Genomic DNA, 24398 nt, shown 5'->3' with positions numbered 1-24398 from the left:
TACCGCACGGATTGGCTCAAGGATGCGGCGTCGCTATCGGGAGCAAACCCTTGATGTAACGCGCAATCGCCCGGCGGTCGGTGTCAGGCAAAATTGCCGTATTTGCCACCACATCGGCCATGGAGGATCCGACGCGGCCATGGCTGGGTGTCTCCCCCGTTTTGAGCATCGCCGCGATATCGCTCTCGGCCCATGTGGACAACCTGTCCTGGGTGATGTTGGGCACAAATCCCGTGCCTTGAGGATCGATGCCGCCGGCAAAGCGGGTGGCCGGTTTGATGGCGCCAAAGGTGTTGCGGGTCGAGTGGCATTCGGCGCAATGCGAGACGGATTCGACAAGATAGGCGCCGCGATCATGGACTGGATCTCCGTCGCGACGCCCAATCGTTTGTCCTTGACGAAAAAACATCAGTTTCCAAATGCCGACAGACCTCCGGATGCTGAACAGGATCGCAGGATCATGGGGTGGCGTACGCCCAGTAACCTTGGGAAGCGTCCTGAGATAGGCGTAAAGATCTCGCACGTCCGTAGCCGTCATGCCTGTAAAGCTCGCATAGGGAAAAACGGGATAGTAGTGTTCATGCTCTGGCGACACGCCGCCGGTGAGCGCATTCGCCAGGTCGCTGACGCTCCACGCCCCGATGCCATCGGTGGGATCCGGGGAAATGTTGGGCGGCCGAAAGGTCCCGAACGGTGAAGCGAGCGCCATACCGCCGCCAAGCTTCAGGCGATCGGGCTGCCCCGGCATTGCGTGGCAGGAAGCGCAGTCACCTGCCGCGAAGATAAGCTCCCCCTGCGCGACATCGCCGGGACCCGCAAATTGCTGGTCCTCATCGGAAAACGGCGGCCGTGCCGCGGTCACGTACCACAGGGCAGCAGCAGCGCCTGCCGCACAGAGAAAAACGACGAGAGCAAGGTTCCAGATGACGCGCCGCAAGCTCTTGGAAGACTGTCTCTCGCCCTCGCCTTCGATTCGCGCCTTCATATGGGAAAGTTGCTCGAGCGTGCATCGCAGCCGGGGCTTGACCGGGTCGGAGATGTCGAGCTGGTCCCAGGGAATCCGGTACAGGCAATCGCGGTGGCGCAAGCGAAAGAAGTCGAGCATTGCGAGGCCGATTGCCGAGCCGGAGAGTCGCTCGAAAGCAGCGAAAATGCCGACGTGAAATTCGGTGATGACAACATCCTCCCCGTCGCGCTCCGCACGGATCTCCTCTATATGACCGATACTTTTTCCGCGTAGTGATAGGACCCGTCGACCGGCAAGGAGTTCGATGTTTACTGTGGCCATCGTCAAGCTCCCGGGATGCGGCCGATGACGTGATCGCGCAACCAGTCCTGCCAATCGAAGATCGCCGTCTTGCGCACGTCGACGTCGACTTCGATGTCGACGCCGACGTCGCGCACCTTCTTCCAGGCTATGCGGTGCGGCTCGGCATGGCGCTCACCGCCAAGCCTTGCTGCGAGCCATGTCATCCAGCGCCCGGGCCGTGCACCCAGTCGCCGCGCCAGCGCGATCGACCCGAGTTCGATCGCAACTATCCTGGGCGGCATGTCCGGCCTCAGCTCGGCCACCAATCCATCCACCTTGCCAATCTTGACTCGCTCGCGGTCAACAACCTGTTTGTCCAGTAGATCGCGCAGCAGATCCATCATGAACCCCCGAATATCTGCAAGGGAATGGTCACCACCGCAAGGGCGAACCCGAGCGCGATGATCAACATCACCGCGGCGTTCGAGATGATCCCGTTGCGGTGATCTCCAACATAATTTTCATCGTTGAGCAGGAAGAGGAAGGGGACCACGGTCAGCGGCAGGCTGGCAGCCGTCACCGCCATCGAGAAGATAGTCAGCTTCAGTGGGTCAAGGCCAAGCATGATCGGGATGGGAGCAAGCAGCAACGCCAGCGTATAGACTCCGCAAAAGGCGGGGTCCTCGCGGGGTTTGCGGTCCTCGCCCCACGTCCATCCGAAGCCTTGCGCGACCAGATATGCCTGCTGCAGCGCGATTTCGAGTGCCGCGCCGAAGCATGCTATCCCAAGCGAAGCGACGAATAGGACAAACCCCCAAAAGCCGAATATCGGGATCAGCATCAGCGGCAGTTGGTGATAGTCGTTGACCTGGTTTATGCCGTGTGCCCCGAGCACAAGTGCAGCAACGATCAGCACGCCGAGCGAGATGGTGCCACCGAAACTCATGCCAAGTGCCGCAATGGCCCGATTGGTGCCGAGATAGGTTTTGTCCCAGTGATCCTCAATGGCGCCCGAGGAATAGAACATGAAAAGGTAGGGCGATATCGACGCGCCCAGAATGCTGACGGCCATGAACCAGTAGTTCGCCGCGTCATGCTCCGGCAGGCTGGGCACCGCGCCAAAAGCAACTTGTGTCCAATCCGGTTTCAGCATCACCGCCCCGACTACAAAGCAGAGCGTGACAAGGCCGAGAATCGCCACGCCCTTCTCGATGAAACCGAATGTGCCTTTCCACAGAAACAACCACGCCAGGAACGCCACTGGCAGCGCCCACCATTGAAATCCGATACCTGTCGCAAGTTCGGCCGCGATGGCGACGCCGCCGAGCTCCGCCGACATCACCATGAAGTTCACCAGCAAGACCGCCAACAACGGCAACAGGAAGGCGTGGAAGCCGAACCTTTCACGGATTCCGTCAGTGATCGTGTGGCCGCTGACGGCAGCGCACCGGCCAGCCATTTCGACCAGGAAGATGATGCAGACGGTGCCAAGCAGGATTGCCCAGATCAGCTGGAAGCCGAAGGTCGCGCCGGCTTGCGCGGCTGTCGCCATCGATCCCACCTCGAGGAAGCCGCCAACGCTGGTAACGATGCCAAGTGAAATTTCAAGCAGCTTCTTCATGGTTTCGGCGCGACCAGTCTGGCACGGGCGGCGAGGTCGCTCGCGGCCGCCTTGAGTTCCTGCCGCGCCTCGCTCACCCGCCGTGGGTTGTCAGCCGCAACCCCGGCCTGAGCGTGCCGTGCCGCGGCCGACAGCCGACCGATCGCCGTCATGACCGCGCCCTCCGTGGAGAGTTGAGCAGAAATGTCGGACTGCATCTGCCGACCGGCCTCGGCAAGGATCTCGGCCGTCGATTGCAACGTGGCGGATGCATAATGGGAGGGGACGGCCCTAGCGGCCCAGGCGTCCAAGACCATGGTTGCCGTCTGAGATGCCGACGCCGCGATCTTCACCTGCTGTTCGGGACGCTCCGCAGACGAGCACGCTTCCAAAGCAAGCATGATCGACAGCAGGCACAGACGGCAAAGCCGATAGCTTCCGTCTTTGCATGGCAGCTGCGCAGTTATCACCCGGCCAGCTATGTCTCGGACGGACATCAGGGTTCCCGGACTGTGGATTTGGGTTTGCAGGGAAAACGGAGCACATCGTCGGGCAACCGCTGATTTGATGTGCGGGAAGGATTGGGACCGGCCTGTTCCCCGCAGTGTAGCGCACGACGGTGCAACTCCGTAATGCTTGACGCTGAAAAAGCGGCCCGCTGTGCGAAAAGACGTGCAAGTTCGGGGTGAAGTCCGTCACTTCGGCGCGCGGCCACGTGGTGAAAAAATAAGAACAACTCCATTGCGTACCCTCCACGGGTATTTGCATTCGACCTGCCCAACATCCCTTCGTCTCATCTGAGTAAAGCTGCCGCGGACGGATGGTTCCGCGGAACTCACAAATTCCCGACAGGTTGGCAAGCTTCAGAAAACGGTATCGCGGTGCACGCGCCTCAAAATGCTCGGTGATCCTGTCGATGACCCGAGAGACCAGCAATCGGTCGGGACAAACCCGCATGTTTGAGAAGCAGGTGCGCGAGCGGTTCATGGCGCTGTCGAGATCTCACGATTTGTTTTGTCTCTACTGACTGGAAGGGTGCCACTATTTCCGAACTGCTCCTGTCCCCCGTTCTTATCAGTCCTAATGCTGTCCAATATCTCGCCATTGCATTCCACGAACTTTGCACGACTCCGCCAAGTATGGGTGTTGTCCGGCCATTAGGGCGACATCGCAGTCTCATGGGAGATAGTCAGGGAGCAAGGCCATCAAATACTTATATTGACGTGAGCAGAGCAGGATGGACCTGAGATCGAAACGATCGGCAAAAACGGCGTCGGCAGTGTCGTGCTTAGTCTAGACGCGTCGCCCCGCAGGCATTCGACGGGAGAGCCGATCTGAAGTACGGCACAAATAATGTGATTTGGACACTCAAGGCGCCGCTATCTTTCGCCGGGCGTCCCTGTTCGATGGGACGCAACGGCACCAACGGCCTTTTGAGCGTCAATCGCGCCGACGTCGGCCGTCAGTGTCTTCCGCCTCGGCGTTGTGCGATGGCTCGTTCGGCAACACCCGCGGTTTGGCGCTCGCCACGCCGTCGTTTTTCCGGCCATGATCGCCTCGCGAATATTGCCCTTGGGCGTCCTTTTCCACCTGCTTGCTGGGTGCATCTTTCTCTTCGGCCACTTTTTATCCTCCGCTGCGATTTCGGCACGTGCTTGAAGCGAAATAAGCAAAAGCAGCTTGGCTACGCCCCGCGTTTTGGAAGAAGCCGGGGCTCCCGCAGGATCGATCCGCGATCCAAAGCGCAACATTGGCACGATTCACCATGGGCGATGACAAGGACAGCGGTGAGCGTGTGGCCGGGAATGAAACACTGGCGGAGTCCATTGCCAGGGAGACCGGCGTCACCGAGGATCAGGCGCGCGAGCTTATTCGCCTGATCGGCACCGACCGCAATTCCCTGCTCCGTGAGGCGCGGCTGTTGCTCCGCCAACGCCTGGGTTAGGCTTTGCAAGACCCACTCTCAAGCGCCCTCAGCTATCCGGTCATCTTCTATTGCTGGGTGGCAGTCATGGCTTTGAGGACCCGGACCACTTCTGCCGATTCGGTGGGCTTCAACACTGTAATTCCGTGTGAGAATACTCCATGGCTGGCCTCGACGCTAAGGCCCGTATAGACTACAAAGGGTACATTCAAGTCTGCAAACGTCTTAGCCGCCTCATGGCACTCGCCATCCGACAGACTGACGTCAAGAACGGCGGCGGCAGGCGTGTGTTCCTTCAAAAACAGATTCGCCTCGGAACAGGACCTCACCACCGCCACCGTGAAACCTGCCTCGGAAAGCGCGCACTCTAGGTCCAAAGCGATCAAGGCTTCGTCGTCAGCGACCAAGACCAGAGGACTTTCCATGCTCAGCACGTTCATAAATTTAGCATTATGGGACGAGTCGTTGCCGTCCGAACTTGGCCATCAAAGTTAACTGCGATTGCGGCCGGATGGCAATATGGGCCGTGCAACCCTCAAAAAAACACCGATCGTGGAACGAAGTTAATACGAGCCGCGTTGTTGGCGGTTAAGCCAGATTGGGACCGGGAATGGATGAACTGCGGCAGGCGAATGTTGTCGCCTTCAAGAACCCGGAAGTTTCCGGTCACGACAGCCTGAATTTCGATTATCAGGATTTTTTCGAGAATGGCGCCTTCGCGCTTCACTTAGTGGGCGCTGACGGCATTATTCTGCAAGCCAACAAGGCTGAGCTCGATCTGCTTGGCTATCCGGCAGAGGACTATATCGGCCGCCACATCGCGGACTTCTATCCCGACCGGCACGTGATAGAGGACATTCTGGATCGCCTCTCCAGGGGCGAGCGGATCGCGAGATATCCGGCGCGTTTGAGAGCCCGCGACGGATCCATCAAGCATGTCGAAATCACTTCGAGCGGCCATTTCCGCGACGGCGAGCTGATCAACACGAGATGCTTTACGGCTGATGTAACCGACCTTGAGCGGACACGGACGCAGCTCAGGCAGCACGACAGTACCTATCGCCAGATTCTCGAGAGCCTCCCCGTGGCGATCTATACGACTGACCAGGACGGCACCATTACCTACTACAATCGCGCTGCTGCCGATCTGGCAGGCAGGGAGCCCTCCGTCGGCAAAGACAAATGGTGTGTGACGTTCAAGCTGTTCACTGCCGACGGCCAGGAACTGCCGCACGACGAGTGCCCGATGGCTATCGCGCTCAAGGAAAACCGGCCGGTTCGTAATCAAGAGGCGGTAGCGCAGCGTCCGGACGGATCCTTCTTTCCGTTCCTACCCTACCCCACACCTTTGCAAGACGAGCATGGCAACCTCATTGGTGCGGTCAACATGCTGCTCGACCTGACGGACCGCCAGCGTGCGGAAGAAGCCAGGCAGCACTTGTCGGCGATCGTGGAGTCCTCGTTCGACGCAATCGTCAGCAAGGATCTCAACACCATCATCAAGAGCTGGAACCATGGCGCTGAACGACTGTTCGGCTACACCGCCGACGAAGCGATCGGTCAGTCGGTGACCATGCTGATCCCGGATAACCACCAGGACGAAGAACCCCGAATTCTCCAACGCATTCGCCGTGGCGAACGCGTCGAACCGTTCGAAACGACCCGCCAGCGCAAGGATGGCAGCCTGGTTCCGGTTTCGCTGACGATATCGCCCGTGCGTAACGCAACTGGGCAGATCGTCGGCGCTTCGAAGATTGCACGGGACATCACGTCGGCGAGGGAAAACGAGCACCGCATCCGCATGCTGATGCGCGAGGTCAACCATCGGGTGAAAAATCAGTATTCGGTCATCCTGTCGATGATCCGGGAGACCAACAAGCGATCGGAGACGCCCAAGCAGTTTGAAACCCAGGTGCGCGAGCGCATCATGGCACTGTCGCGATCCCACGACCTGCTGGTGTCGGCCGACTGGAAGGGCGCCACAATCCGTGATCTGTTGGCGGCGCAAGCCGAGTCCTTTCCTCGGGGTGACGTTATCGAGATGTCAGGCCCATCCTTGGTCCTTAGTCCCAATGCGGTGCAGTATCTCGGGATCGCCTTCCATGAACTGGCGACCAACTCGACCAAATACGGAGTGCTCTCGGGCGACGAGGGCCGGATTTCGGTCACGTGGGGCATCAACGGTTCCGGTGCTTCGAAGCTGTTTCAACTCACCTGGGCCGAAACCGATGGGCCGGAAGTCCAGAATATCGGACAGGGCGGCTTTGGAACCGTGGTCCTGAAGCGGGCGGCGCCCGCGGCGGTTGGAGGGCAGGGAAATCTCGAGTACGGGCCGCATGGGGTCATCTGGAGCTTGGAAGCCCCGTTACCGGCCGTGGAAGCGTCCGTTGCAAATGGGAGCTAAAGGTCGGGGGTTTCAAGGCCTCTGACGCCTTTGCATGATCTGTAGCCTCAGCCGCGCATCAGGTTTTGAGAGCGCAGCCGACGCGCGCCTCCCTCATGGCGTCGTGTCACGGCCAAGCCTGGATTCTCTTATGGTAGTCGGAAGCCGTCTGCTTGGACCGGCGCCGCAGGCAATCGCAAGATCACAGTTGTTCCTGACCCGACTGCGCTGTCGATTTCGACACTTGCATCTAAGGATCATGGATCACACACTCGCGTCGATCGGTAGAAGCAAGATTGCGGTGATTGCACACGACGACATTCTCAAGGTTCTCCGTACTCGCCTGGCAAATCTATTTTGGCGGGAAAGTTTGGTAGACGCGGCGGTCGCGCGCGCCTGGGTCAAGGTATTGGGAGGGCAGGATGTGGTGGGCAGGTTAGCCCACCTCGCCTGTGAGCTTTACGTGCGCATGAAGGTCATGGGGCTGGTAAGAGAGAATTCCCATCCGTTACCGCTAACTCAAGTTCAGATCGGCGAGACTATCGGCGCGAGCGTAGTTCACGTAAATCGCATTTTGAAGAAACTGCGTTCTGACGGCCTTTTGGAGCACAAAGAAGGACGGCTGGTCATCCTGAACTGGGACGCCTTAAGCGAGATAGCAGACTTCGACCCGGGTACCTAAACCTTCGAGACCCACTCTATTTGGATGTAACGCCAGCCGCTGGCGGTTAGCATCTCCGTTCGCATCCCAGAAATCGTATAGCGAGGCAAGCGGCGGCCCGCGCCGTGAGGAAAGCGCGGGCTCGAGTGTCTTAGGGGAGCAGCCGACAGGGGAGGAGGAGCGCCGGCGCCCTCAACTAACTTCGCGGGCTTTTGTAGTTCCGTAGTAACAAAAAAGCCCGCCGTCTCTGAACAAAACGGCGGGCTTCTCACCAGCACCAAAAAAAGGCCCGCCGGTTTGCCCAGCGGGCAAGTGGGCTGGGGACGCACTGAGAGGTCAGTGCAATAGTACAAGTTCGGATATTTCGAGATGTTCCAGCAACTCACAAATTTGGATCGTACGTGCTGGAAGAGGACGCTAGTTAAGCCTGGCGGAGCAACCTGATGTTTCCCGACCTCTACGGCAACAAAAAGCCCGCCGACTTGGGCCAGCGGGCAATCGTCTGGAGTAGCCGGAATCAACCGGCGCGAGTTCAACGAACGTTGAAGATGTCGGCTGCAACCTCGCACTCATATGCCGCTGGGTGACGCCCTTCATAGGGGCGCCGCCTCGGTCGCCTTATGGTTCGAATGCCGCCGCCTTCTTGCGCGAGCACGTTGGCAGGCGATTCCTTCCCATGGGAAACAGGCATCTTTTTTCCTTTCGACGGGGAAATATATTCAGGCCGCCGCGTTATGAGGGCGCGCGGATGGATGCGTGGGGGTTTAAGGTGAAGGTTTTCGACAGGCTCGAAGAGCTACTCGATGCGGGCGATCTGCAGTGCGCGTTAGCGGAGGCGCGCGCCCTCACGGGTCAGATTGAACGGCGCTCAAACGTGGTTTCGGGTGCAATCGACGACTTTTTGATCGACCTGATGACCCTTGCATTCGTCGCCGAAGCTTTTGGCAATCACCTCGCAGATGCAGCTCGCAAACTGGCTCGGCGAAGGCTCTCGAAAGTCCGGTTGCTTACGCTGAATTGACCCACAACGCGGGGCAAAGTACGCGTCTGCGCCCGCCCAAAACCTGCAGCCCGCCACAGGGAGGCAGCGCGGGCTGGTGGCAGCGGCGAACCGCATCTGCCCCTTTATTATCCTTCCGCGGCCGCCCCCTCTCCCTGCTCGTTTTCCCATGCCTTGTAACAGGCCGTCTTGATTTCTTGGGCTGAGCCATCTTCGTTGAAGGACCTATGCGACGACCCTGAAATTCCCGGCACCGCTAAGCAAGTAAGACGCCCTGGATCGACCCAGAGATCCTTCCTTTATTCGCATGTTTCGCTGAGCTTGCAGGGATGCAAATATGTTCGCCAGTCGGCGCTGCCATACTCAAACGGGCCTGCCGGTCAGGCCCAGCGGGCGGCGATTGCTAGTCCCCTCGCAGTACCACCGAAGCCGCTGGGCCGCAGTGCCATTGAGGGCCACCCTGAAAAGAAGCGATCCTAACGAGCAGCAGACGCCAGTCGTCATCGGGATGTGGCTGATATTGCATAAGTCTCGACTTATGGGCAAGGCGTCGAAATTTACGACGCCCTTGCCTCGCTACGCTGGTCTTCTGGACTCTTTGTTGAAACAGTCGCATCCTCTCTTCAGGGGAAAAGGGGCGTGGACAAATACCGATACTACAATCGCTCTGACCACCGGCGAAAGCGATCCGGTGCCAAGCATAGCCGTGCGCGCCGATGGGCGAGCGTGCCGCTGCGCCTGGTCTTGGTGACTGTGGCCGCGGCTGGGGCGCTGGTCGCGCAGACCCCCATCCAGCGCAGCCAAGGTTTGTTAGAGATCAATGCATCGAACTGGTTCGGTCCAAAGCCGGCGCCGATCGCCGGTATTGCGTCTGTGATCGATGGCGATACGATCGAAATTCACGGGCAGCGCATCCGCTTCAATGGCATCGACGCCCCCGAGAGCAAGCAGTCTTGCGATGACGCCGAGGGATTCGAATATCCTTGCGGTCGACGAGCGGCCGAAGCGCTCGACAAGTTCCTTGCGGCCTCCAAGCCCGTGCAGTGCTCCTTTGTCTCCTGGGATCGCTATGGCCGCTTCGTAGGCGATTGCCGACGTGCCGACGGCACCAGCGTGGCATCATGGATGTTGGAGCACGGTCAGGCCTTGGATTGGCCCCGCTACAGTCAGGGGGCCTATGCTGGGCAACAGGCGACGGCCGAGGCTGCGAAGGTCGGTCTGTGGGTCGGAAAGTTTGAAGCGCCTTGGGATTGGCGTGCACGGCACGCTGACAAGGCACCAGCGATCAGCCAACCTCTCGGGGTCATCAACAACCAAGTGGCGCAAAGCTATTCCTGTCAGCCGCGGCGGACCTGCCCTCAAATCAGTTCGTGTGACGAAGCAAACTGGTATCTGGCCAACTGCCCCTGGGGCGGCAAGCTGGACCGCGATAAGGATGGCATTCCTTGTGAATCGCAGTGTTAAGGGTTTCATGAGGATCGATGCGGCTAGTGTTCTGACAAGAACGACCTTCGGCCCATTGGGACTGATCGCTTTCATGGTGGCTGGATGCAGTTCGGTCGATTACCAGAAGCTTGTCACAGGCCAACTTTCTGGAAGTCTGTTCGTCATGTGGGTCGGAGAGGGCAGCAATTCGGGCGACGGAAATTTTCTCTTCGTGCCCGATCCACGGGATCCATTGATCTTCCACCGCTCAGATCCAGGCTCTCCGGGGAGCACCATCCAGCCGGGTCTCATGTACACTGACGGCGGATCGATCCCGAAAATCGCACAAGTCTTCAAGGGACTATCGCCTTGGGGCTACGCGCCTGCCTATATGGTTCACGATTGGGTCTTTATCGCTCACCACTGCATAGTAGACGGCAGCACGGAGAACCGGTTTGACCAAGTTCGCGGAGTCGAATTCGACGACTCAGCCGCGATCCTCGGCGAAGCGATCAAAGCATTGATCAAAGCCCGACAAGTGGCTCCCGACGATGTAGCGCCTAGTGCCATAACTGCTGCCGTCGGGAGCGCGGTTGCGAAGAACCTCTGGGATGAGAAAGGAGCATGTCAGTCGCTTCAGGTCAGCGCGAAGGACATCGCTGCTGCGGAGGCAGCCATACCGGGATCAACCACCAAGGCGCGGAACTTGAGGGCCTTCGGATTCCGGAGACCATCGTGACTGCAGTTGCCCCCGCAAAGCCGGCGAAGATTGTGGCTCGCGTGACATTTTGAAATGCAAGCCACAAGCGGCGGCCTTCGTTCTTGATAAAGGTCCGATCGACATAGTTCGCCTTGGACTACGCAGTAGAGGTTCATATCTGTTGCGTGGGCGAGCTTCATCTTGGCGATGAGGTGACGGCTACATTCCATCTGCTCGATCATGGCGAGAAGCGTATTCGATTCTTCCAGGAGCTGCGCCATGTCGAAGGCTGGCTGGCAGCCACTGCCGAACAGCTCTCACTCCACATTGACATGTCCGGTCCGAGGGTCGTGCCATACCCTTCCGACATACTGCCGACACTCGAACAGGTCCAAGCCGCGCACCCCGTGCTCGGGACTCCGGTGCGAGCTGGGAAGAGGATTGCGATCGCCAGTTGCCAGGGCCGGCCTTGCATTCCTGACCTGGAAAAGCAAATACTCAGACTAGACGACCGTGGCTTGGTAACAGTCGTTCACGAGCATTCGCCGCTTGGCGATGACGCCCGCGCTCTCAAGGCTTTCGCTCCTGCTTGGCTCTGGCAAAGCCGCGATCCGTCGCGATGAAGCGTTCCAACATCGGCACAATCAGCGCACGGGATCGGCTGATGGCTGACCTGAGTCTCGCCCTAGGATCTCGGCATATCTGGACAGGTCGCGGTGCAACCGCGCCGGCACCTCCACTGTGACTTTGACTGGCTTATCGTCTGCGATCGGACCGAGTTTCAACTTGGCCATTTCAGCCTCCATAGGGTTCGAGCACGAGATCGCGCGTGACGACGACGCGCACGGCAAAGCCTGGCCGTATCGTCAGCGTGGGTGCGATGTTGAGCTGGCGCTGGACGATCTGCTGGCCCACCTGGCTGAGGCTGTCGGAGGCGCCGCCGCGCAAGGCGCGCACGATGTCACTTTCCTGTCCAGACGAGCCGGCCTCCGCGCCGACGCTAAGGATAGTGGTGAGTGCCGCGGCCTTGAACAGCTCGGCCCAATGGTAGTCGACGCCGTCCTCAAGGCCGGCATAGCCTTGAGCGTCAGTGCCAGGCTGGCGTTCGAGAACAATGGAACGGCCGTTGGGGAAGACCAGCCTGCTCCAGACAAGCAGAACGCGCCGCTGGCCGAATCCGACCCCGTTGTCGTATTGGCCAATGACGCGCGTGCCTTGCGGGATCAGCAACGAACGACCCGTCGGACTGTCATAGACATTTTCTGTGACCTGAGCGGTGATCTGACCGGGCAGATCGGAACGGATACCGGTTATGAGCGCCGCCGGGATGACGGCCCCTGCCTGAAGCACATAGGGCGATACCGGCGGCGTGACGCGATCCGGCGCCACGGTGCGCCGATCAGTGGCCGCATTCAGAAAGGCGAGTTGACGGTCTTGCGTGGTGGACTGGCCGATCTGATCGGCAAGGTCGGGGCCGCCAAGGTTCGGCGGGGAGGTTCCTCCGGGCTGGGTTTCGGCCGTCACCCCAGTTGACTGCCCTGTCTGGAAGAAAACACGCGAGATTCGGGCCGCCTCCTCTTCGGCCCGCCGGCGTTGTTCGGCCTCATCGACCATGGGTGTCGCGATTGTCGGCGGCACGACGGGCTGCCCCTTGTGCTGTGCGTCAAGTATCGGCCGGCCAAGATCGCCAGGCAGCGGCGGCCCAAGAACGGGACCGGTGTAGTCGCGTGGCAAGCTGGCCAGTCCGTCGGCGGGCTGCCTGTTGGACGTCGAGTACAGCTCGTCGCCATGCCGGCCGGTTTCACTGGTTTGAAGCGCGTAGATCAGCGCACCGCCGACGCCAAGCGATGCACATAAGCCAATGCCGGCGAGCACCTTGCGGGACAGGCGCGTGACGCGCGGCGGATCGGCGCGAAGCTGCATGGGGGCGGCCGGGATTTCGTTCTCATTCATGATTGCTCCCTCCCCTTTGACGAAATCCGTTCCTCGCATTCGGCGCCGCGTTGGTGCCTGACATCCACGGACCTCTCCTCGTGGCATCGGTGCGAACGATCCTGACGGTCTGTTGCCGCTTGCCACTGCCAAGCCGCAATTCCGCCGCGCCAAAGAGACGGTCGACGATCAGGGTGTTCTGGTAGACGCGGCTGTTGGCAATCTCGGCCTCGCCGTCCGGGCCGATGACGAAGATGGGCGGCATCTCGCCTTGCACGATCCCGCGTGGAAACTCGACAATCAGGGTCTGGCGAAGGTCATGTCGAATGGCACGATCGCCACTATCATGGCGAAGTACGGATTTGGCCCGACGGAGAACGTGCCGCCAGGATTGACGACGTCGCAGTTGTGCGGAGCCGCCAACTGAACGCCATCAGCAACAGAACCCAGCTGGCATTGGTGGTGCAGCCCGCCTTTTTGCTGCCGCGAATCACGTTTGCGACAACCTGATTTTCCTAGCAAAATCCACACGGAATCCGAGGCGATTTGTCGCAGCCCCCGGCTAAGTTGTGGGAAATTGGCAATTATCCCTAGCTCAATGGAGCGAGGCTATAGCCGGGTAGCGCCTCGGCTGGTCAAAGATGGACGGACCAGTCGGGCGCATCCAAAAGCCAAACGGTAAATACGAACGCGATCAGCACCACCAGCGCGATCAGGAAGATGATCCTTTCAGCCTTACTCATGGGCGGTAGGTAGGCAGAGAGCGCCTAGGCCGCAATTCACATGGCCGTGAGTGCGCCTTAGGGCTGGGTAGCGCCTACGGAACCATTTCCTGTCGGCTTACGTTGGGTCGCACGGAAGGGACATCCGACAAATGGTTGACGAGGAAGGAAGGCCACCGGCTTCGACGGATGGCCTTGCTCGCCGTCTTGTCAGCGAAACCGGCATTACCGAAGCTCAGGCCCGCGAGCTTATCCTCTTCTTGGGACCGCACACTTGGTCGTCGCTCTTGCGCGAAGCCCGCATCATGTCGGGAAAGCGCTAGTTCTTCCTGTCAGCTGGGTAGATATGTGAACTCGTCACGCCGCGCGCGAACTGCTTCCAGCAACTCCACCTCGTCAACTATGCCTCGTTGAAAACTCGCCAGTACAGCGGACGCCAAGGTCTCACCATCTACCGATCTGCGGTCCGACTTAGCATCGACGCATATCTAGTCGAACACCCGCTGACAGAGCGCTAAATCGTCAGGACTTAGGAAATGGCTTTGCGGGATACGCAGCATCTCTACCCCTCAAAATGGGGCGAGAGTGCAGTCTAGTCTCCCAAGCGGCGATGCCCCTCACACGAGCGCCGACGTAAGGTAGAATACCTTCAATTTTTCGATTATCGAGTCAATTTCCCGTGCCGGCCCTGTCAGGATCATATTCCTATTTCCGGCCTAGGTTTGTCAACGACATAATCGCCTTTCAGGACGCGTCTCGTCGTAGCCGTTTGGCATCTGAAGTTCCGCATTCCAGGTGTAGATGCCAGTTAGGTTGATGGGTTCCCAACTGAGCGGCGAGATGTGCTTCAACAAAATATCAAGAGTGTCTCGTCCTCGCTCGGTTTCAGCTGGGGCGCCAAGACCGCCGCTGCCAGCTGACACGTTGGCATCATACGCGATCGCGTATATCTTCCTTATATACGTGATCGCGTATATCTTCATTCTATACGCCACTTCGTATATTGACGATTAATACGCGATCGCGTATATTGCGGCGTGGAGACCCACCATGACAGACCAGATCGCTCGCAACGAAAAACAACTCGGTGCCATTCTGCGCCGCGCCCGCAAGAACGCCGGCCTCACGCAAGGCTCGCTCAGCAACCAGATCCACCTGCGCCAGGGTACGGTCTCCCGCCTCGAGGCCGGCGAGCCCGCGATGCAACTCCGCACCTTGATGGCCGCCCTCTCCGCCCTCGACCTTGAACTCGTCGTGCGCGCGCGCAGCAAAGGCAGCTCTGCTGATATCGAAGACCTGTTCTGATGGCCCGGCGTCCGGCTCACATCCCCCTGAAAGTGTTCCTGAACGGGCGCCTGGTGGGCGTCCTGCGCAGGGAATCGACGGGCGCCATTGACTTCCAATACGCCCGCGAATGGCTGGACTGGCGCGGCACCTTCCCGATCTCACTCTCGCTTCCCTTACGCGAAGACCGCTATATCGGCACGCCAGTGACCAACGTCTTCGACAACCTGCTTCCGGACAATGACGCCATACGCAGGCGTGTTGCCGAACGCGTCGGCGCCGACGGCACGGACGCCTACAGCATGCTGGCTGCGCTCGGCCATGACTGCGTCGGCGCGTTGCAATTCCTGCCCGATGGCATGGATCCAGGCCCTCCCGGCAGTGTCGAAGGCAAGCCGGTCAGTAACGAGGACGTCGCCGGGATAATCGAGAACCTTGCTGCCGCTCCGCTAGGCCTCGGCGAGGATGAGGACTTTCGCATCTCGATTGCCGGCGCGCAGGAAAAGACCGCACTGCTGCGCAAGGACGGAGGCTGGTTCAAACCGATCGGCACGGCGGCGACCACCCACATCCTGAAGCCGCAGATCGGCCGGCTGCCGAACGGCATTGATCTCTCCAACAGCGTCGAGAACGAGTATCTGTGCCTTAAGCTGCTGCAAGCGTTTGGCGTTCCCGCCGCCCAAGCGGAGATCGCTGACTTCGGCAAGCGCCGTACGCTGATCGTAGAACGCTTCGACCGGCTGTGGGCCCGCGACGGCCGCCTCCTGCGCCTGCCGCAGGAAGATATCTGTCAAGCGCTGTCGGTGCCGCCGACGCGCAAGTACCAGTCCGATGGTGGTCCCGGAATGCGGGAGATTATCGACCTCTTGAAGGGCAGCGATACGCCTGATGAAGACATTGCCACCTTCTTGCGCACCTGCATCTTGTTCTGGCTGATTGGCGCGACCGACGGCCACGCCAAGAATTTCAGTATTTTCCTCAGCCCTGGCGGACGATTCCGCATGACGCCGCTTTACGATGTGCTGACCGCGCAACCCAGCCTTGATACCGGACAGATTCCGCGCAAAAAATTCAAATTGGCAATGTCGGTCGGCAAGAACAGGCACTATTCAGTACCTGACATCATGCCACGCCACTTCCTGCAGACCGCAGACATTGCCGGTGTAGGCACCCCCGCCATGCGCAGAATTTTCGATGACATTGCTGAAAACGTGGAGAGGGAGGCCGACGAGGTGATCATGTCGCTGCCCCACGGTTTTCCTGAACAGCTGGTCGACGCGGTCAAGTCGGCCATCGTCAAGCGGGCGGCCCTCCTCGCCGGCAACAAGGCCGATGCCATCGATTGATCGAGGTGCGACGAACCGGCTGCAGGGGCTTGCTCGCCCATCCTGTTGCCGCTGCTGATCATCATCGTCGTCATCGGTGCAACAACATTGTCGTCATGACCGCCAGCGGCGTCGAGCATACCCATCATCATGATGAACATGACCATCCGGCTCCAAGCCAGCCGCTTATTGGCCCTGCAATCGATCAGGGTGGGTTTTCGCTGTTGTCGATCGGATTGATATCCTCGGAAATCTCCTGTCGCAGTTTCGGCCCCTTCGCCAGGCGCCTCCCCAGGGCCGTCACGAAGGCATCATAGCGTTCGGCCGCCTTGGCGCGCGCGGCCTGGGCGGCGGGCTCGGGCAACGCCGGCGTTGTCGCGAGCCAGAAACGGACGAACACCGCCAGTGTCTCGACCGCAATGCCGATATCGCGCTCCTGCCTGGCCAGGCGGCGATCGACCTGGTCGAGGCGTTTGGCGATAGCGGCCTCGCGACGTTCATCCGCATCCGGCGACAGGAAGGAAGCCAGGGCTGCTTCCGCAATCATGGATTGGGGTTGACCGCGCCGTACCGCATAATCGCCAAGCATCGTCATGATGGTCTGATCGAGATAAACGGAAATCTGCGCCTTCTTTTTGCGAGCCATCATGACGCCTACAACTCCATGCCGTCATCGGGGTCGAGGGAGACCTGTCGCGCGACGCCCTGCATGAGGCGCGCCAGACGTCGGTTGCGGACGGCATCATCGTCGTCGGCATCTTCGTCCGGTCCCATATCGAATTCGTTTTCAATCGGCGCCGCTTTCTCAACCGCCTGTGCCCGATCGAGTTCGGCTTGCAGGCGTCGCTCCGATCCCGTCGGATCGCCATCGCCCTGCCGTAGCGTTCCGGAAATTTGCGTCGCCTCAGAGTGAGCCAGGATCGGCAACTGGCTCCAGTCATCAGGCTCGGCCTCTCCGGACCGCGCCAGTTCGGGTGGCGGCAACACGCGCTCCTTAAAACTGGCGTGCTCGTAATACCGCGCCTTCTTGGCCCTGATCGGCGGCGCGCCTGCCACCATGACGATCTCGTCGGTCGGCGGGAGCTGCATGATCTCGCCAGGAGTGAGCAACTGCCGCGCAGTTTCTTGCCTCGACACCATGAGATGCCCGAGCCAGGGCGAAAGCCGGTGACCGGCATAGTTCTTCATCGCCCGCATTTCGGTTGCCGTGCCGAGTGCGTCCGAGACCCGCTTGGCAGTTCTCTCGTCGTTTGTGGCGAAGCTGACGCGGACATGACAATTGTCGAGGACCGAGTTGTTGGGACCGTAGGCCTTCTCGATCTGGTTGAGCGACTGCGCGATGAGAAAGCTTTTCAGGCCATAGCCCGCCATGAAAGCCAGCGCGCTCTCGAAGAAATCGAGGCGGCCCAGCGCCGGGAACTCGTCCAACATCAGAAGCAACCGGTGGCGGGATGTCTTGATATGCAGGTCCTCGGTGAGGCGGCGACCGATTTGATTGAGGATAAGGCGGACAAGCGGTTTGGTCCGGTTGATGTCCGAAGGCGGCACGACGAGATAGAGCGTTGCCGGTTGCTTCCCGCCGACGATGTCGGAAATTCGCCAGTCGCAGCGCCGTGTCACCCCGGCGACCACCGGATCGCGGTAGAGACCGAGAAAGGACATCGCGGTGGACAGCACGCCCGAGCGTTCATTGTCGGATTTGTTGAGCAGCTCGCGCGCCGCACTGGCGATAACCGGATGCGGGCCGGCATCACCGAGATGCGCGGTCTTCATCATCGCGGCGAGCGTCGATTCAATCGGGCGCTTCGGATCGGAGAGGAAGGCGGCGACGCCGGCGAGCGTCTTGTCTTGCTCGGCGTAGAGGACGTGGAGGATCGCGCCGACCAGCAGCGCGTGACTGGTCTTTTCCCAATGGCTCCTCTTTTCCAGGCTCCCTTCCGGATCGACGAGAATGTCGGCGATGTTCTGGACGTCGCGGACCTCCCATTCTCCACGGCGGACTTCCAGAAGCGGATTGTAGGCTGACGATCTCGAGTTGGTCGGATCGAAAAGCAGCACGCGACCGTGCAGAGCGCGAAAGCCAGCGGTGAGCTGCCAGTTCTCGCCCTTGATGTCGTGGACGATCGCCGAGCCCGGCCAGGTCAGAAGCGAAGGCACCACCAGGCCGACGCCTTTGCCGGACCGGGTCGGGGCGAAGCACAACACGTGCTCGGGCCCATCGTGACGCAGATAATGGCGATCATAACGCCCGAGCACAACACCATCGTTGTCGATCAGGCCCGCTGCCTCCACCTCTCGCTTTTCGGCCCAGCGCGCCGACCCGTAGGTCTGGACAGTCTTGGCTTCGCGCGCCCGCCACACCGACATGCCGATCGCAACAATGATCGAGAGGAAGCCACCGGATACTGAGATCAAGCCGCCTTTCACGAAGATAGACGGGGCGTAGGCGTCGTAGAGATACCACCACCAGAACAGAGCGGGCGGATAGTAAACGGGCAACCCAGCAATCTCGAACCAGGCTGGACCGAGCCCCATCTGGAAACCGAGTTGCCATGCGGTCCACTGCGTTGCCGCCCAGGTCGTCAAGAGGACGATCAGGAAGACCGTGAGTATCTGACCCCACAAGATTTTCGTGGCGGACATGGCGTGCTCCTTTCATCTGGTTTTCAGAGGCCGAGCCCCTTCTTGCGGCCAAAACTCCAGTCGATGCCGCCATCGCCGCGCACGACACCGGAGACGTGCTGGCCAAGATGCTTTTCGAGTGAGGGCGTCCAGGGGACGAGCTGGAAGCCGAGCCCGTCGTCGATCATGGCGAAGCGGCCGGAGGCGAGTGACAAGCGCTGGCGATAGGCGCCGGCAACAAAGTCTCCGCTGGCGGCGCGCTTGAAGGGCTGACCAGTGTCGGCCGCGAGCCTGTCGCCAAGCGTCCCCAGTTCCGCCCGCCGCAGTGTATCGAGCAAGCTTCGGGTGAAGATGATGCGTCTGCCTTGACGCTCCGCGAGCCCCTGTTTGACAAGATGTTCGGCGCGCCGGTCGAGGGCGTCGCGAACCTCGGCGCCGAAGCCGGCCCCGGCCAGGGCAGCCGGTTCGCGCGCGATCGCCTGACGGTCGAGCCAGGTCGCACCCGATGCCGTAATCTGCTGATCCACAGCAAGGTCGGAGCGCACGGCGAGTGCGGCCCGGCGTTGACCGCGCGCATCATCGAATTTTCGCAGCTCGACGATCGATCCCGGTGCGCCGTCGCCAGCCGCCTCCAGATCGGAGAGCTTGATGTGATGGGTGCGTCCGTCGACACCGTCGACCACGGCATAGGCCGTGCCGATCAGTTCGTCATCGAGCCCACGATCGACCAGCCGGCCGATAACCGGCGTCTCCAGGCTCTCCGCGGCTAGCACATAATTGGCTGAGCCACGCTCGATGCCAGCCGCACTCATCGCGCGGTGGATACGCTTGATGATGTCGCCGCGCTCGCCAAGCTCGCGCAGTGTTGCCTCGGCCCGTTCGTCGATTGCCCATTGGCAAGGCCCGGCCTGTTGGGCAAGACCAAGGGTCTCGAGCTTGCGCAGGCGGCCGATTTTCAGAGCGTGATACTCGTCTGGTTGCTTTTGGGGAGATGGCGCGAGATCAATGAACCCGCTGTCACGGCTGTCGCGAAGCAACTGCCGATCGAGTTGCGTCCACCGCTCGGACTGGATCTGGCTTTCGAGCCGGTGGCGGATATCGAGATCGGTGCGCGGACCCAGTTCCTGGGTAACCAGATCGCGAGCCCGGTCGCGCATGCCTTCCTTGATGTAGTCGCGCGCGATGACCAGATCCTGGCCATCGTCGCGAACCCCTCGCACGATCAGGTGAATGTGGGGATGCTCGGTGTTCCAGTGGTCGACCGCCACCCAGTCGAGCCGCGTGTCGAGGTCCTTCTCCATCTGTCCAACAAGATCGCGGGTGAAGGCGTTGAGGTCCGCCATTTCGAGAGCGTCGTCCGGCGAGACGATGAAGCGGAAATGGTGACGATCGTCCTTGGCGCGAGCGTCGAAGGCCGCGCCATCGGCATTCTCCGTCCCCGGCCCGAACAATTGCCCCTTCTCCCCGTCCCGGCTGACGCCCTCGCGGCGCAGATAGTTGAGGTGGGTGCCAAGTGGTGCGGGGCGCGCGGAATGACGAACGACTCGTGCCTTGACGACGGCGCCGCGCGACCGCGAGGTGATGATGCGGTTGGCCTGAATGCTGGCGCGCTGACCGTGACCAAAGCGGGAGCGGCTTGCTTGTACAATCCGGCCCGATCGCGAAATGCCGCTGCCGGCCTTTTTCGCCGCGGCCAACACCTGCGCGATGAAGGGTCGGGCCTGCTGGGCGCGCGTGGAGCGGATGCGCCCGGGTCGAATGCGAAACTCGCGCTCATCAGCCATGGCGCGGCACCGCAATGTGGAAAAAGAAAAACAAATACAATACCTTGGCTGCTTCATATACATTGCGCCGATGGCCGGCAATGTGCGGAACGCGCCAGAAAATCAAGCAAGAACAACCACCCGACCGCCGCGCAATGTGCGCCCTTTTATCCTGCCATCCCTCGGTTGTTGCCCTGTGCTCTGCCCGCCTCATTGGCTGCGACGTCAAACGAGACGCCAGGGCGCGACCGGAAGGAGACGTCGTCATCGCTGCGATGTCCGGATGTCGGACCCAATGAACAGCTGGCGCGGCTGCGAACCGGCCGCGAAAAGTCTGCGCACCAACGGTGGCGACGAAACCTCGACGGAAGCGTCCTCGCCGGACGGAACACCGGAAGCGGCTATGGACGCGGACGGCACGATGAACAGCGGCGCGATCTTCCAGCTGACGGCCCTGGCATGACCGGCGGTGAGCGCGCCGGATGCATCACCGCCGCCCCAGAACGGGCGAAGCGTCGCAACATAGGCCCGGGTCTCGGCCGGCAGCGGACGGCCCTTCAAGGAGGCTTCGTAACGCCCTGGCCCCGCATTGTAGGCGGCAAGAAAGCCCGGAGAACCGTATCGATCATACAACTCGCGAAGATAGGCGGTGCCGGCAAGGATGTTGTCGCGCGGATCATAGGGATCGCGGCCGAGCTGGTGACGAAGGCGCAGCTCAGCCCAGGTTCCAGGCATGATCTGCATCAGGCCCAGGGCCCCCTTTCGCGACACGGCGCGCGGGTCGCGGGCGCTTTCGAGGTGCATGACTGCCAGTATCCAGCGCTGAGGAACGCGGAAGCGATGCGACGCCTCGGCAATAGGCGCGGCATAAGGATCGTCCGCGGATTTGCGCGGGGCCGGCGTGGATTGTGCGAAGGCGCCCGTCATTGCGTGACAGAAGATCAGCATGCCGCCGATAAGGAAAAGTGCTTTGCACCAAACAGGCAACCAACTGACGGGGCGGCATTCGTGCGCACAGTTCGGCGCCGATGGCCCACTCATCGAGCGCGCTCCGGCCGCGCTTTCGGCCGAATCCAGCGCAGCGACCAGGAGCCGTTGTCAGCTAGGAAGAGACTGGCGCGGAAGCGCCGACCAAACAGTGGATCCTCCAATCGACACGACAGATAGTCGCCAGCCGTCTGTCCGGTTTCCTTCCAGGCCGCGCCGACCTCGGGGCCGCTGCCGTCGCCGATGTGGATACGAAAATCCGGCGCTTTGCCGTCAGAGGTTTTGGTCGGCACGAGCACCAGCTCGGCATCCACGAGCAGCGTTCGAATGCGTCCGGAGTAACCCGATTCTGTTTTGTGGAAGATGCCGATCTCGGCCATGGATTATCTCCTTCCCTTGTTGGCTGGGCTGAATTTCAGTTCGCCGGAGCGAGCCAGGTGTAGTGGCCATCGCCCCTCTCGTCGGTCCAAAGCGGCAGCGCGGCTCCGACGATCGAGCTCGCCGGGAACGGGCCGAAATAGCGGCCGTCGAGACTGTCCTTGACCTTCCGGTTCATGACGAAGATTTCGGCGGCGGTGATGATGTGGCAGCCCTGCCATTCAGGCAGGGCGCGCCCCTTGCGGTCGCGTTCCAGTGCAGCACCGACCGCACGCCCGTTCACCGTTATGACGCGACCGAGGCGGCAGACTTGCTGCCCAGGAAGTCCCTCGATGTGTTTCAGCATCGGCACGCCGAGCGGAAGGTAGCCACGCTTGGCGGCGAACCGGGCGACCTTGTCTGGCGGCTCGATGACAGCCAGCGCGCCAGCCGTTGGTACGGCCATTTTCCTGATCGCATAGAGCCCAAGAGGCGCGCTGGCCGATGCATTCCACAGCAGCAGCGGCGGCATCTCCACGACAGCCGGAGCGACCGTCGCGACGACGGCCGCAAGTGCTGCGGCCATGCAGGCGGCGCGGCTCATGATGTCGCCCGCCTGCGCAACAGATAGGCCCGGTGCTGCTCGAGCGAATAGGCACGAGGCATTGCGCCGGCAATGAGACGGTTGTGGGTCTGACGCCAATAGTCCGGTGCGGCTTCGGCCGGATCGAGACCGATCGCCTCGATCGCATCGATCCGTTGGAGAACCCGCTCAACCTCGTCCCAGCCGGCGATCTTGAGCAGGATCTCGCCGCCTGGCCGGATGTAAGGCAGCGTCTGATAAGGTTCAGCGGGCAACACCGCGCGCACGATGTCGATGCGCGAAACGACAGTGCCAAAGTCATTCGCCGCCCAGCGCACGAACGCAAAAACACTGCCAGGCGCAAATCCGACGGCGCGGCGCCGCTTGTCGATGATCGTCTCATGGGATGGACGTCCAAAGCGGATGCGATGCTCAATCCGCTTCTCGATCCAGATCAGCTCGACCGTCGTGAGGTCGCCGCGCGGCGGCGATTGGGTAGACGACGTCATGCGTCGTCTCCCTCGCGCCGGCCAACGCACCGCCGCTTCTGCTCCTCACCGCCGGTCCGCGGCTTGAGCGCAAGACTGTTAGATTGAGAGTTAGACTCTAAGTTAAGAGTGGGATTTTCCGTTGCGGGCCCGTCCCTTAAGGCCGATCGCGGTTCCCGAAAGCACGAGGATGCGGTTCCCGATGGCACGATAGTTCGGGTTCCCGATGGCACGATCCTGTCAACTGGCGCGGGCGCCGGTTCAAAAGCCAGCAGCACACGGCCGCTGGCTTCGACCTCCGTGAACAGCAGATATCCCGGCAAAGGTTGGCGGCGCACGATGTCACGCAGCTCGAAAGCGAAGCGCTTGAGCGGCGAGAGGCTGCCGGACTTCTGATGCAGATGCCGGATGTCGAAACGCCAGCCAGCGCGCTGGCGTCCGCCATGCTTGCGCACCAGCCGATAGAGCCACCGATCCAGCCCGCCCGTCAGTCCGAAATAGGCCCGGTCTATTGTCAGGATCAGTGCGTCATCCATGACGGCGCGATAGAACCAATCGGGCAGGATCAATTCGACGCCGAGGGGGCGGCCGTTTCGATCGAAGCGCTCCTGCCATTCATTGATCCACGAGAAGCGATGGCGCCGGCCTTCGGCGGGTTGGCGAATGGAAGTGACGACGCTTGTGGACTGCAGGCGGTCGAGCGCCGCCTTGAGGCGAAGGTAGTCTCGCTTCGAGACACCGCGGCCGACGAAGGTGAGCATTTCGTATGGCGTCGCAGCCATCAGGCGCGACGTGCGCAAGCCGGCATCCCGCGCGCTGACGATCTGGCTCGCGGCCCAGATCAGGATATCGGCATCCCAGATCGTCGCCATGCCGTGGTCGGGCATCGCTTCGACACGGATCGCCACATCGCCGGCGCGAAAGTCGATCGGCGCGATGCGCCTGGATTTGGCGAGGGAGAAGAAGGGATAGGCCATGAGGTCCTGCGCATCGCGTGGGGCGACGACACCGGGCAACGCGTGGAACAGATCAAGCTGTCCGCGTTCCGACGGTTGGCGTGGTCGTGCCGACATGGGGGAGATCAGCCGGGTCAGCGCCTCTCGCGCCCGGCATAGGCGATCAGGCGGGCGGCTTGAGGCTTGGCAGGCAGCACCGACCCATGCGGATCTGATGTCGACGTCATGGCGCCGCGCTGGACCCAGGCCTGGAGGTCGGCGACGGCGTAGACGACGCGGCCGCCGAGTTTGCGATAGGCAGGCCCGGTGCCGTAGGTGCGGTGTTTTTCCAGCGTCCGCGCAGAAAGACTGAGGAAATGCGCAGCTTCCGAAGTGCGCAGGTAGCGCGGCGGCAATGGCGCGGCGTCGGCATTCATGGGATGTCTCCTTGCGGCCGT

27 protein-coding genes and 2 pseudogenes are annotated in these 24398 nt (G+C 61.0%); 10 read left to right on the top strand and 19 right to left on the bottom strand.

Annotation, left to right across the window (positions count from 1 at the left end; translation table 11 throughout):
* Positions 1-16: 16 nt before the first annotated feature.
* The 4 genes from ACYHH6_RS11855 to ACYHH6_RS11840 all read right to left on the bottom strand — a co-directional run bounded on the left by ACYHH6_RS11855 (position 17) and on the right by ACYHH6_RS11840 (position 3346).
* On the bottom strand, positions 17-985 hold the full coding sequence (locus ACYHH6_RS11855; RefSeq protein ID WP_352592074.1) for a c-type cytochrome: 969 nt from the start codon (positions 983-985) through the stop codon (positions 17-19).
* 305 nt (positions 986-1290) lie between these two features.
* Positions 1291-1650, bottom strand: coding sequence for a hypothetical protein (locus ACYHH6_RS11850; protein WP_352591948.1), 360 nt, complete (start codon positions 1648-1650; stop codon positions 1291-1293).
* Positions 1650-2870, bottom strand: coding sequence for an Nramp family divalent metal transporter (locus ACYHH6_RS11845; protein ID WP_352591945.1), 1221 nt, complete (start codon positions 2868-2870; stop codon positions 1650-1652). The genes ACYHH6_RS11850 and ACYHH6_RS11845 overlap by 1 nt, the downstream gene beginning before the upstream one ends.
* A complete protein-coding gene (locus ACYHH6_RS11840; protein WP_352591943.1) occupies positions 2867-3346 on the bottom strand; it encodes a hypothetical protein in 480 nt (159 codons plus the stop codon). Before ACYHH6_RS11840 ends, ACYHH6_RS11845 begins: the two co-directional genes overlap by 4 nt.
* A gap of 323 nt (positions 3347-3669) precedes the next feature.
* On the opposite strand from ACYHH6_RS11840, the gene ACYHH6_RS11835 reads away from it, so the two are divergent.
* A complete protein-coding gene (locus tag ACYHH6_RS11835) occupies positions 3670-3876 on the top strand; it encodes an HWE histidine kinase domain-containing protein (protein WP_352591940.1) in 207 nt (68 codons plus the stop codon).
* Positions 3877-4289: 413 nt separating this feature from the next.
* On the opposite strand, the gene ACYHH6_RS11830 is transcribed toward ACYHH6_RS11835, so the two are convergent.
* Positions 4290-4472 carry a hypothetical protein gene (locus ACYHH6_RS11830; protein ID WP_352591937.1) on the bottom strand — a complete coding sequence of 61 codons (183 nt, stop codon included), beginning with the start codon at positions 4470-4472 and terminating at the stop codon, positions 4290-4292.
* A 142-nt stretch (positions 4473-4614) separates the two neighbouring features.
* Here ACYHH6_RS11830 and ACYHH6_RS11825 point away from each other — a divergent pair, with 142 nt between their 5' ends.
* On the top strand, positions 4615-4794 hold the full coding sequence (locus tag ACYHH6_RS11825) for a hypothetical protein (protein WP_352591934.1): 180 nt from the start codon (positions 4615-4617) through the stop codon (positions 4792-4794).
* 47 nt (positions 4795-4841) lie between these two features.
* Here ACYHH6_RS11825 and ACYHH6_RS11820 read toward each other — a convergent pair whose 3' ends face one another.
* Positions 4842-5213, bottom strand: coding sequence for a response regulator (locus ACYHH6_RS11820; RefSeq protein ID WP_352591931.1), 372 nt, complete (start codon positions 5211-5213; stop codon positions 4842-4844).
* A gap of 170 nt (positions 5214-5383) precedes the next feature.
* Here ACYHH6_RS11820 and ACYHH6_RS11815 point away from each other — a divergent pair, with 170 nt between their 5' ends.
* The 6 genes from ACYHH6_RS11815 to ACYHH6_RS11790 all read left to right on the top strand — a co-directional run bounded on the left by ACYHH6_RS11815 (position 5384) and on the right by ACYHH6_RS11790 (position 11565).
* Entirely contained in the window at positions 5384-7177 is a 1794-nt protein-coding gene (locus ACYHH6_RS11815) for a PAS domain S-box protein (protein ID WP_352591928.1), read from the top strand.
* Positions 7178-7415: 238 nt separating this feature from the next.
* Positions 7416-7838, top strand: a complete 423-nt coding sequence (locus tag ACYHH6_RS11810; protein ID WP_352591925.1) for a Crp/Fnr family transcriptional regulator — start codon at positions 7416-7418, stop codon at positions 7836-7838.
* Positions 7839-8586: 748 nt separating this feature from the next.
* Entirely contained in the window at positions 8587-8838 is a 252-nt protein-coding gene (locus ACYHH6_RS11805; RefSeq protein WP_352591922.1) for a hypothetical protein, read from the top strand.
* 618 nt (positions 8839-9456) lie between these two features.
* Positions 9457-10281: a thermonuclease family protein gene (locus ACYHH6_RS11800; protein WP_488500431.1), complete on the top strand. Its 825-nt coding sequence runs from the start codon at positions 9457-9459 to the stop codon at positions 10279-10281.
* A complete protein-coding gene (locus ACYHH6_RS11795; RefSeq protein ID WP_352591916.1) occupies positions 10253-10981 on the top strand; it encodes a hypothetical protein in 729 nt (242 codons plus the stop codon). Before ACYHH6_RS11800 ends, ACYHH6_RS11795 begins: the two co-directional genes overlap by 29 nt.
* Before the next feature lie 113 nt (positions 10982-11094).
* Positions 11095-11565 (top strand): thioesterase family protein, encoded by a 471-nt coding sequence (locus ACYHH6_RS11790; RefSeq protein ID WP_352591913.1) that lies wholly within the window; start codon positions 11095-11097, stop codon positions 11563-11565.
* Here the strand turns inward: ACYHH6_RS11790 and ACYHH6_RS11785 are convergent.
* The 4 genes and pseudogenes from ACYHH6_RS11785 to ACYHH6_RS11770 all read right to left on the bottom strand — a co-directional run bounded on the left by ACYHH6_RS11785 (position 11513) and on the right by ACYHH6_RS11770 (position 14579).
* Positions 11513-11736: pseudogene (locus ACYHH6_RS11785) on the bottom strand (DUF2274 domain-containing protein). The gene ACYHH6_RS11790 and the pseudogene ACYHH6_RS11785 overlap by 53 nt on opposite strands.
* 1 nt (position 11737) lies before the next feature.
* Positions 11738-12895: a TraB/TrbI/VirB10 family type IV secretion system protein gene (locus ACYHH6_RS11780; RefSeq protein ID WP_352591910.1), complete on the bottom strand. Its 1158-nt coding sequence runs from the start codon at positions 12893-12895 to the stop codon at positions 11738-11740.
* Positions 12888-13175, bottom strand: a pseudogene (locus tag ACYHH6_RS11775) (TrbG/VirB9 family P-type conjugative transfer protein); the annotation flags it as partial. The gene ACYHH6_RS11780 and the pseudogene ACYHH6_RS11775, both read right to left, overlap by 8 nt.
* 1146 nt (positions 13176-14321) lie before the next feature.
* Complete coding sequence (locus ACYHH6_RS11770; protein WP_352592086.1) at positions 14322-14579, bottom strand: hypothetical protein; 258 nt, start codon at positions 14577-14579, stop codon at positions 14322-14324.
* 67 nt (positions 14580-14646) lie between these two features.
* Between ACYHH6_RS11770 and ACYHH6_RS11765 the strand changes: the two genes are divergently transcribed.
* The gene (locus ACYHH6_RS11765; protein WP_284276439.1) at positions 14647-14901 is read left to right on the top strand and encodes a helix-turn-helix domain-containing protein; all 255 of its coding nucleotides are present in this window, start codon (positions 14647-14649) and stop codon (positions 14899-14901) included.
* Positions 14901-16226, top strand: a complete 1326-nt coding sequence (locus tag ACYHH6_RS11760; RefSeq protein ID WP_352591907.1) for a type II toxin-antitoxin system HipA family toxin — start codon at positions 14901-14903, stop codon at positions 16224-16226. The genes ACYHH6_RS11765 and ACYHH6_RS11760 overlap by 1 nt, the downstream gene beginning before the upstream one ends.
* A 184-nt stretch (positions 16227-16410) precedes the next feature.
* Here the strand turns inward: ACYHH6_RS11760 and ACYHH6_RS11755 are convergent, their stop codons facing one another.
* The 9 genes from ACYHH6_RS11755 to ACYHH6_RS11715 all read right to left on the bottom strand — a co-directional run bounded on the left by ACYHH6_RS11755 (position 16411) and on the right by ACYHH6_RS11715 (position 24377).
* The gene (locus ACYHH6_RS11755; protein WP_352591905.1) at positions 16411-16854 is read right to left on the bottom strand and encodes a CopG family transcriptional regulator; all 444 of its coding nucleotides are present in this window, start codon (positions 16852-16854) and stop codon (positions 16411-16413) included.
* Positions 16855-16859: 5 nt separating this feature from the next.
* Complete coding sequence (locus tag ACYHH6_RS11750) at positions 16860-18848, bottom strand: conjugal transfer protein TraG (protein ID WP_352591902.1); 1989 nt, start codon at positions 18846-18848, stop codon at positions 16860-16862.
* Between the two features lie 23 nt (positions 18849-18871).
* A complete protein-coding gene (locus ACYHH6_RS11745; protein ID WP_352591899.1) occupies positions 18872-20611 on the bottom strand; it encodes a relaxase/mobilization nuclease domain-containing protein in 1740 nt (579 codons plus the stop codon).
* A gap of 243 nt (positions 20612-20854) precedes the next feature.
* Positions 20855-21631 carry a lytic transglycosylase domain-containing protein gene (locus ACYHH6_RS11740; RefSeq protein WP_435053445.1) on the bottom strand — a complete coding sequence of 259 codons (777 nt, stop codon included), beginning with the start codon at positions 21629-21631 and terminating at the stop codon, positions 20855-20857.
* The gene (locus ACYHH6_RS11735) at positions 21628-21957 is read right to left on the bottom strand and encodes a DUF736 domain-containing protein (protein WP_352591893.1); all 330 of its coding nucleotides are present in this window, start codon (positions 21955-21957) and stop codon (positions 21628-21630) included. Before ACYHH6_RS11735 ends, ACYHH6_RS11740 begins: the two co-directional genes overlap by 4 nt.
* Positions 21958-21992: 35 nt before the next feature.
* Positions 21993-22538, bottom strand: a complete 546-nt coding sequence (locus tag ACYHH6_RS11730; RefSeq protein WP_352591890.1) for a S26 family signal peptidase — start codon at positions 22536-22538, stop codon at positions 21993-21995.
* Positions 22535-23026, bottom strand: coding sequence for a DUF2840 domain-containing protein (locus tag ACYHH6_RS11725; RefSeq protein WP_352591887.1), 492 nt, complete (start codon positions 23024-23026; stop codon positions 22535-22537). The genes ACYHH6_RS11730 and ACYHH6_RS11725 overlap by 4 nt, the downstream gene beginning before the upstream one ends.
* A complete protein-coding gene (locus tag ACYHH6_RS11720; RefSeq protein WP_352591884.1) occupies positions 23023-24078 on the bottom strand; it encodes a replication initiator protein A in 1056 nt (351 codons plus the stop codon). Before ACYHH6_RS11720 ends, ACYHH6_RS11725 begins: the two co-directional genes overlap by 4 nt.
* Positions 24079-24095: 17 nt before the next feature.
* On the bottom strand, positions 24096-24377 hold the full coding sequence (locus ACYHH6_RS11715) for a helix-turn-helix transcriptional regulator (RefSeq protein ID WP_352591881.1): 282 nt from the start codon (positions 24375-24377) through the stop codon (positions 24096-24098).
* Positions 24378-24398: the final 21 nt, after the last annotated feature.

This window comes from Mesorhizobium sp. P171375 (genome assembly GCF_057786075.1).
Note: the sequence above shows the minus strand (reverse complement) of the source record. Positions and strands in the feature narration are given on the sequence as shown.

What these genes read in the sequence shown, in the direction of transcription:
- ACYHH6_RS11855 (WP_352592074.1), bottom strand. Translation starts at nt 985, where the DNA reads ATGAAGGCGCGAATCGAAGGCGAGGGCGAGAGACAGTCTTCCAAGAGC.
- ACYHH6_RS11850 (WP_352591948.1), bottom strand. Translation starts at nt 1,650, where the DNA reads ATGGATCTGCTGCGCGATCTACTGGACAAACAGGTTGTTGACCGCGAG.
- ACYHH6_RS11845 (WP_352591945.1), bottom strand. Translation starts at nt 2,870, where the DNA reads ATGAAGAAGCTGCTTGAAATTTCACTTGGCATCGTTACCAGCGTTGGC.
- ACYHH6_RS11840 (WP_352591943.1), bottom strand. Translation starts at nt 3,346, where the DNA reads ATGTCCGTCCGAGACATAGCTGGCCGGGTGATAACTGCGCAGCTGCCA.
- ACYHH6_RS11835 (WP_352591940.1), top strand. Translation starts at nt 3,670, where the DNA reads ATGGTTCCGCGGAACTCACAAATTCCCGACAGGTTGGCAAGCTTCAGA.
- ACYHH6_RS11825 (WP_352591934.1), top strand. Translation starts at nt 4,615, where the DNA reads ATGGGCGATGACAAGGACAGCGGTGAGCGTGTGGCCGGGAATGAAACA.
- ACYHH6_RS11820 (WP_352591931.1), bottom strand. Translation starts at nt 5,213, where the DNA reads ATGAACGTGCTGAGCATGGAAAGTCCTCTGGTCTTGGTCGCTGACGAC.
- ACYHH6_RS11815 (WP_352591928.1), top strand. Translation starts at nt 5,384, where the DNA reads ATGGATGAACTGCGGCAGGCGAATGTTGTCGCCTTCAAGAACCCGGAA.
- ACYHH6_RS11810 (WP_352591925.1), top strand. Translation starts at nt 7,416, where the DNA reads ATGGATCACACACTCGCGTCGATCGGTAGAAGCAAGATTGCGGTGATT.
- ACYHH6_RS11795 (WP_352591916.1), top strand. Translation starts at nt 10,253, where the DNA reads ATGGCATTCCTTGTGAATCGCAGTGTTAAGGGTTTCATGAGGATCGAT.
- ACYHH6_RS11780 (WP_352591910.1), bottom strand. Translation starts at nt 12,895, where the DNA reads ATGAATGAGAACGAAATCCCGGCCGCCCCCATGCAGCTTCGCGCCGAT.
- ACYHH6_RS11770 (WP_352592086.1), bottom strand. Translation starts at nt 14,579, where the DNA reads ATGAAGATATACGCGATCACGTATATAAGGAAGATATACGCGATCGCG.
- ACYHH6_RS11765 (WP_284276439.1), top strand. Translation starts at nt 14,647, where the DNA reads ATGACAGACCAGATCGCTCGCAACGAAAAACAACTCGGTGCCATTCTG.
- ACYHH6_RS11760 (WP_352591907.1), top strand. Translation starts at nt 14,901, where the DNA reads ATGGCCCGGCGTCCGGCTCACATCCCCCTGAAAGTGTTCCTGAACGGG.
- ACYHH6_RS11755 (WP_352591905.1), bottom strand. Translation starts at nt 16,854, where the DNA reads ATGATGGCTCGCAAAAAGAAGGCGCAGATTTCCGTTTATCTCGATCAG.
- ACYHH6_RS11750 (WP_352591902.1), bottom strand. Translation starts at nt 18,848, where the DNA reads ATGTCCGCCACGAAAATCTTGTGGGGTCAGATACTCACGGTCTTCCTG.
- ACYHH6_RS11745 (WP_352591899.1), bottom strand. Translation starts at nt 20,611, where the DNA reads ATGGCTGATGAGCGCGAGTTTCGCATTCGACCCGGGCGCATCCGCTCC.
- ACYHH6_RS11740 (WP_435053445.1), bottom strand. Translation starts at nt 21,631, where the DNA reads ATGAGTGGGCCATCGGCGCCGAACTGTGCGCACGAATGCCGCCCCGTC.
- ACYHH6_RS11735 (WP_352591893.1), bottom strand. Translation starts at nt 21,957, where the DNA reads ATGGCCGAGATCGGCATCTTCCACAAAACAGAATCGGGTTACTCCGGA.
- ACYHH6_RS11730 (WP_352591890.1), bottom strand. Translation starts at nt 22,538, where the DNA reads ATGAGCCGCGCCGCCTGCATGGCCGCAGCACTTGCGGCCGTCGTCGCG.
- ACYHH6_RS11725 (WP_352591887.1), bottom strand. Translation starts at nt 23,026, where the DNA reads ATGACGTCGTCTACCCAATCGCCGCCGCGCGGCGACCTCACGACGGTC.
- ACYHH6_RS11720 (WP_352591884.1), bottom strand. Translation starts at nt 24,078, where the DNA reads ATGTCGGCACGACCACGCCAACCGTCGGAACGCGGACAGCTTGATCTG.
- ACYHH6_RS11715 (WP_352591881.1), bottom strand. Translation starts at nt 24,377, where the DNA reads ATGAATGCCGACGCCGCGCCATTGCCGCCGCGCTACCTGCGCACTTCG.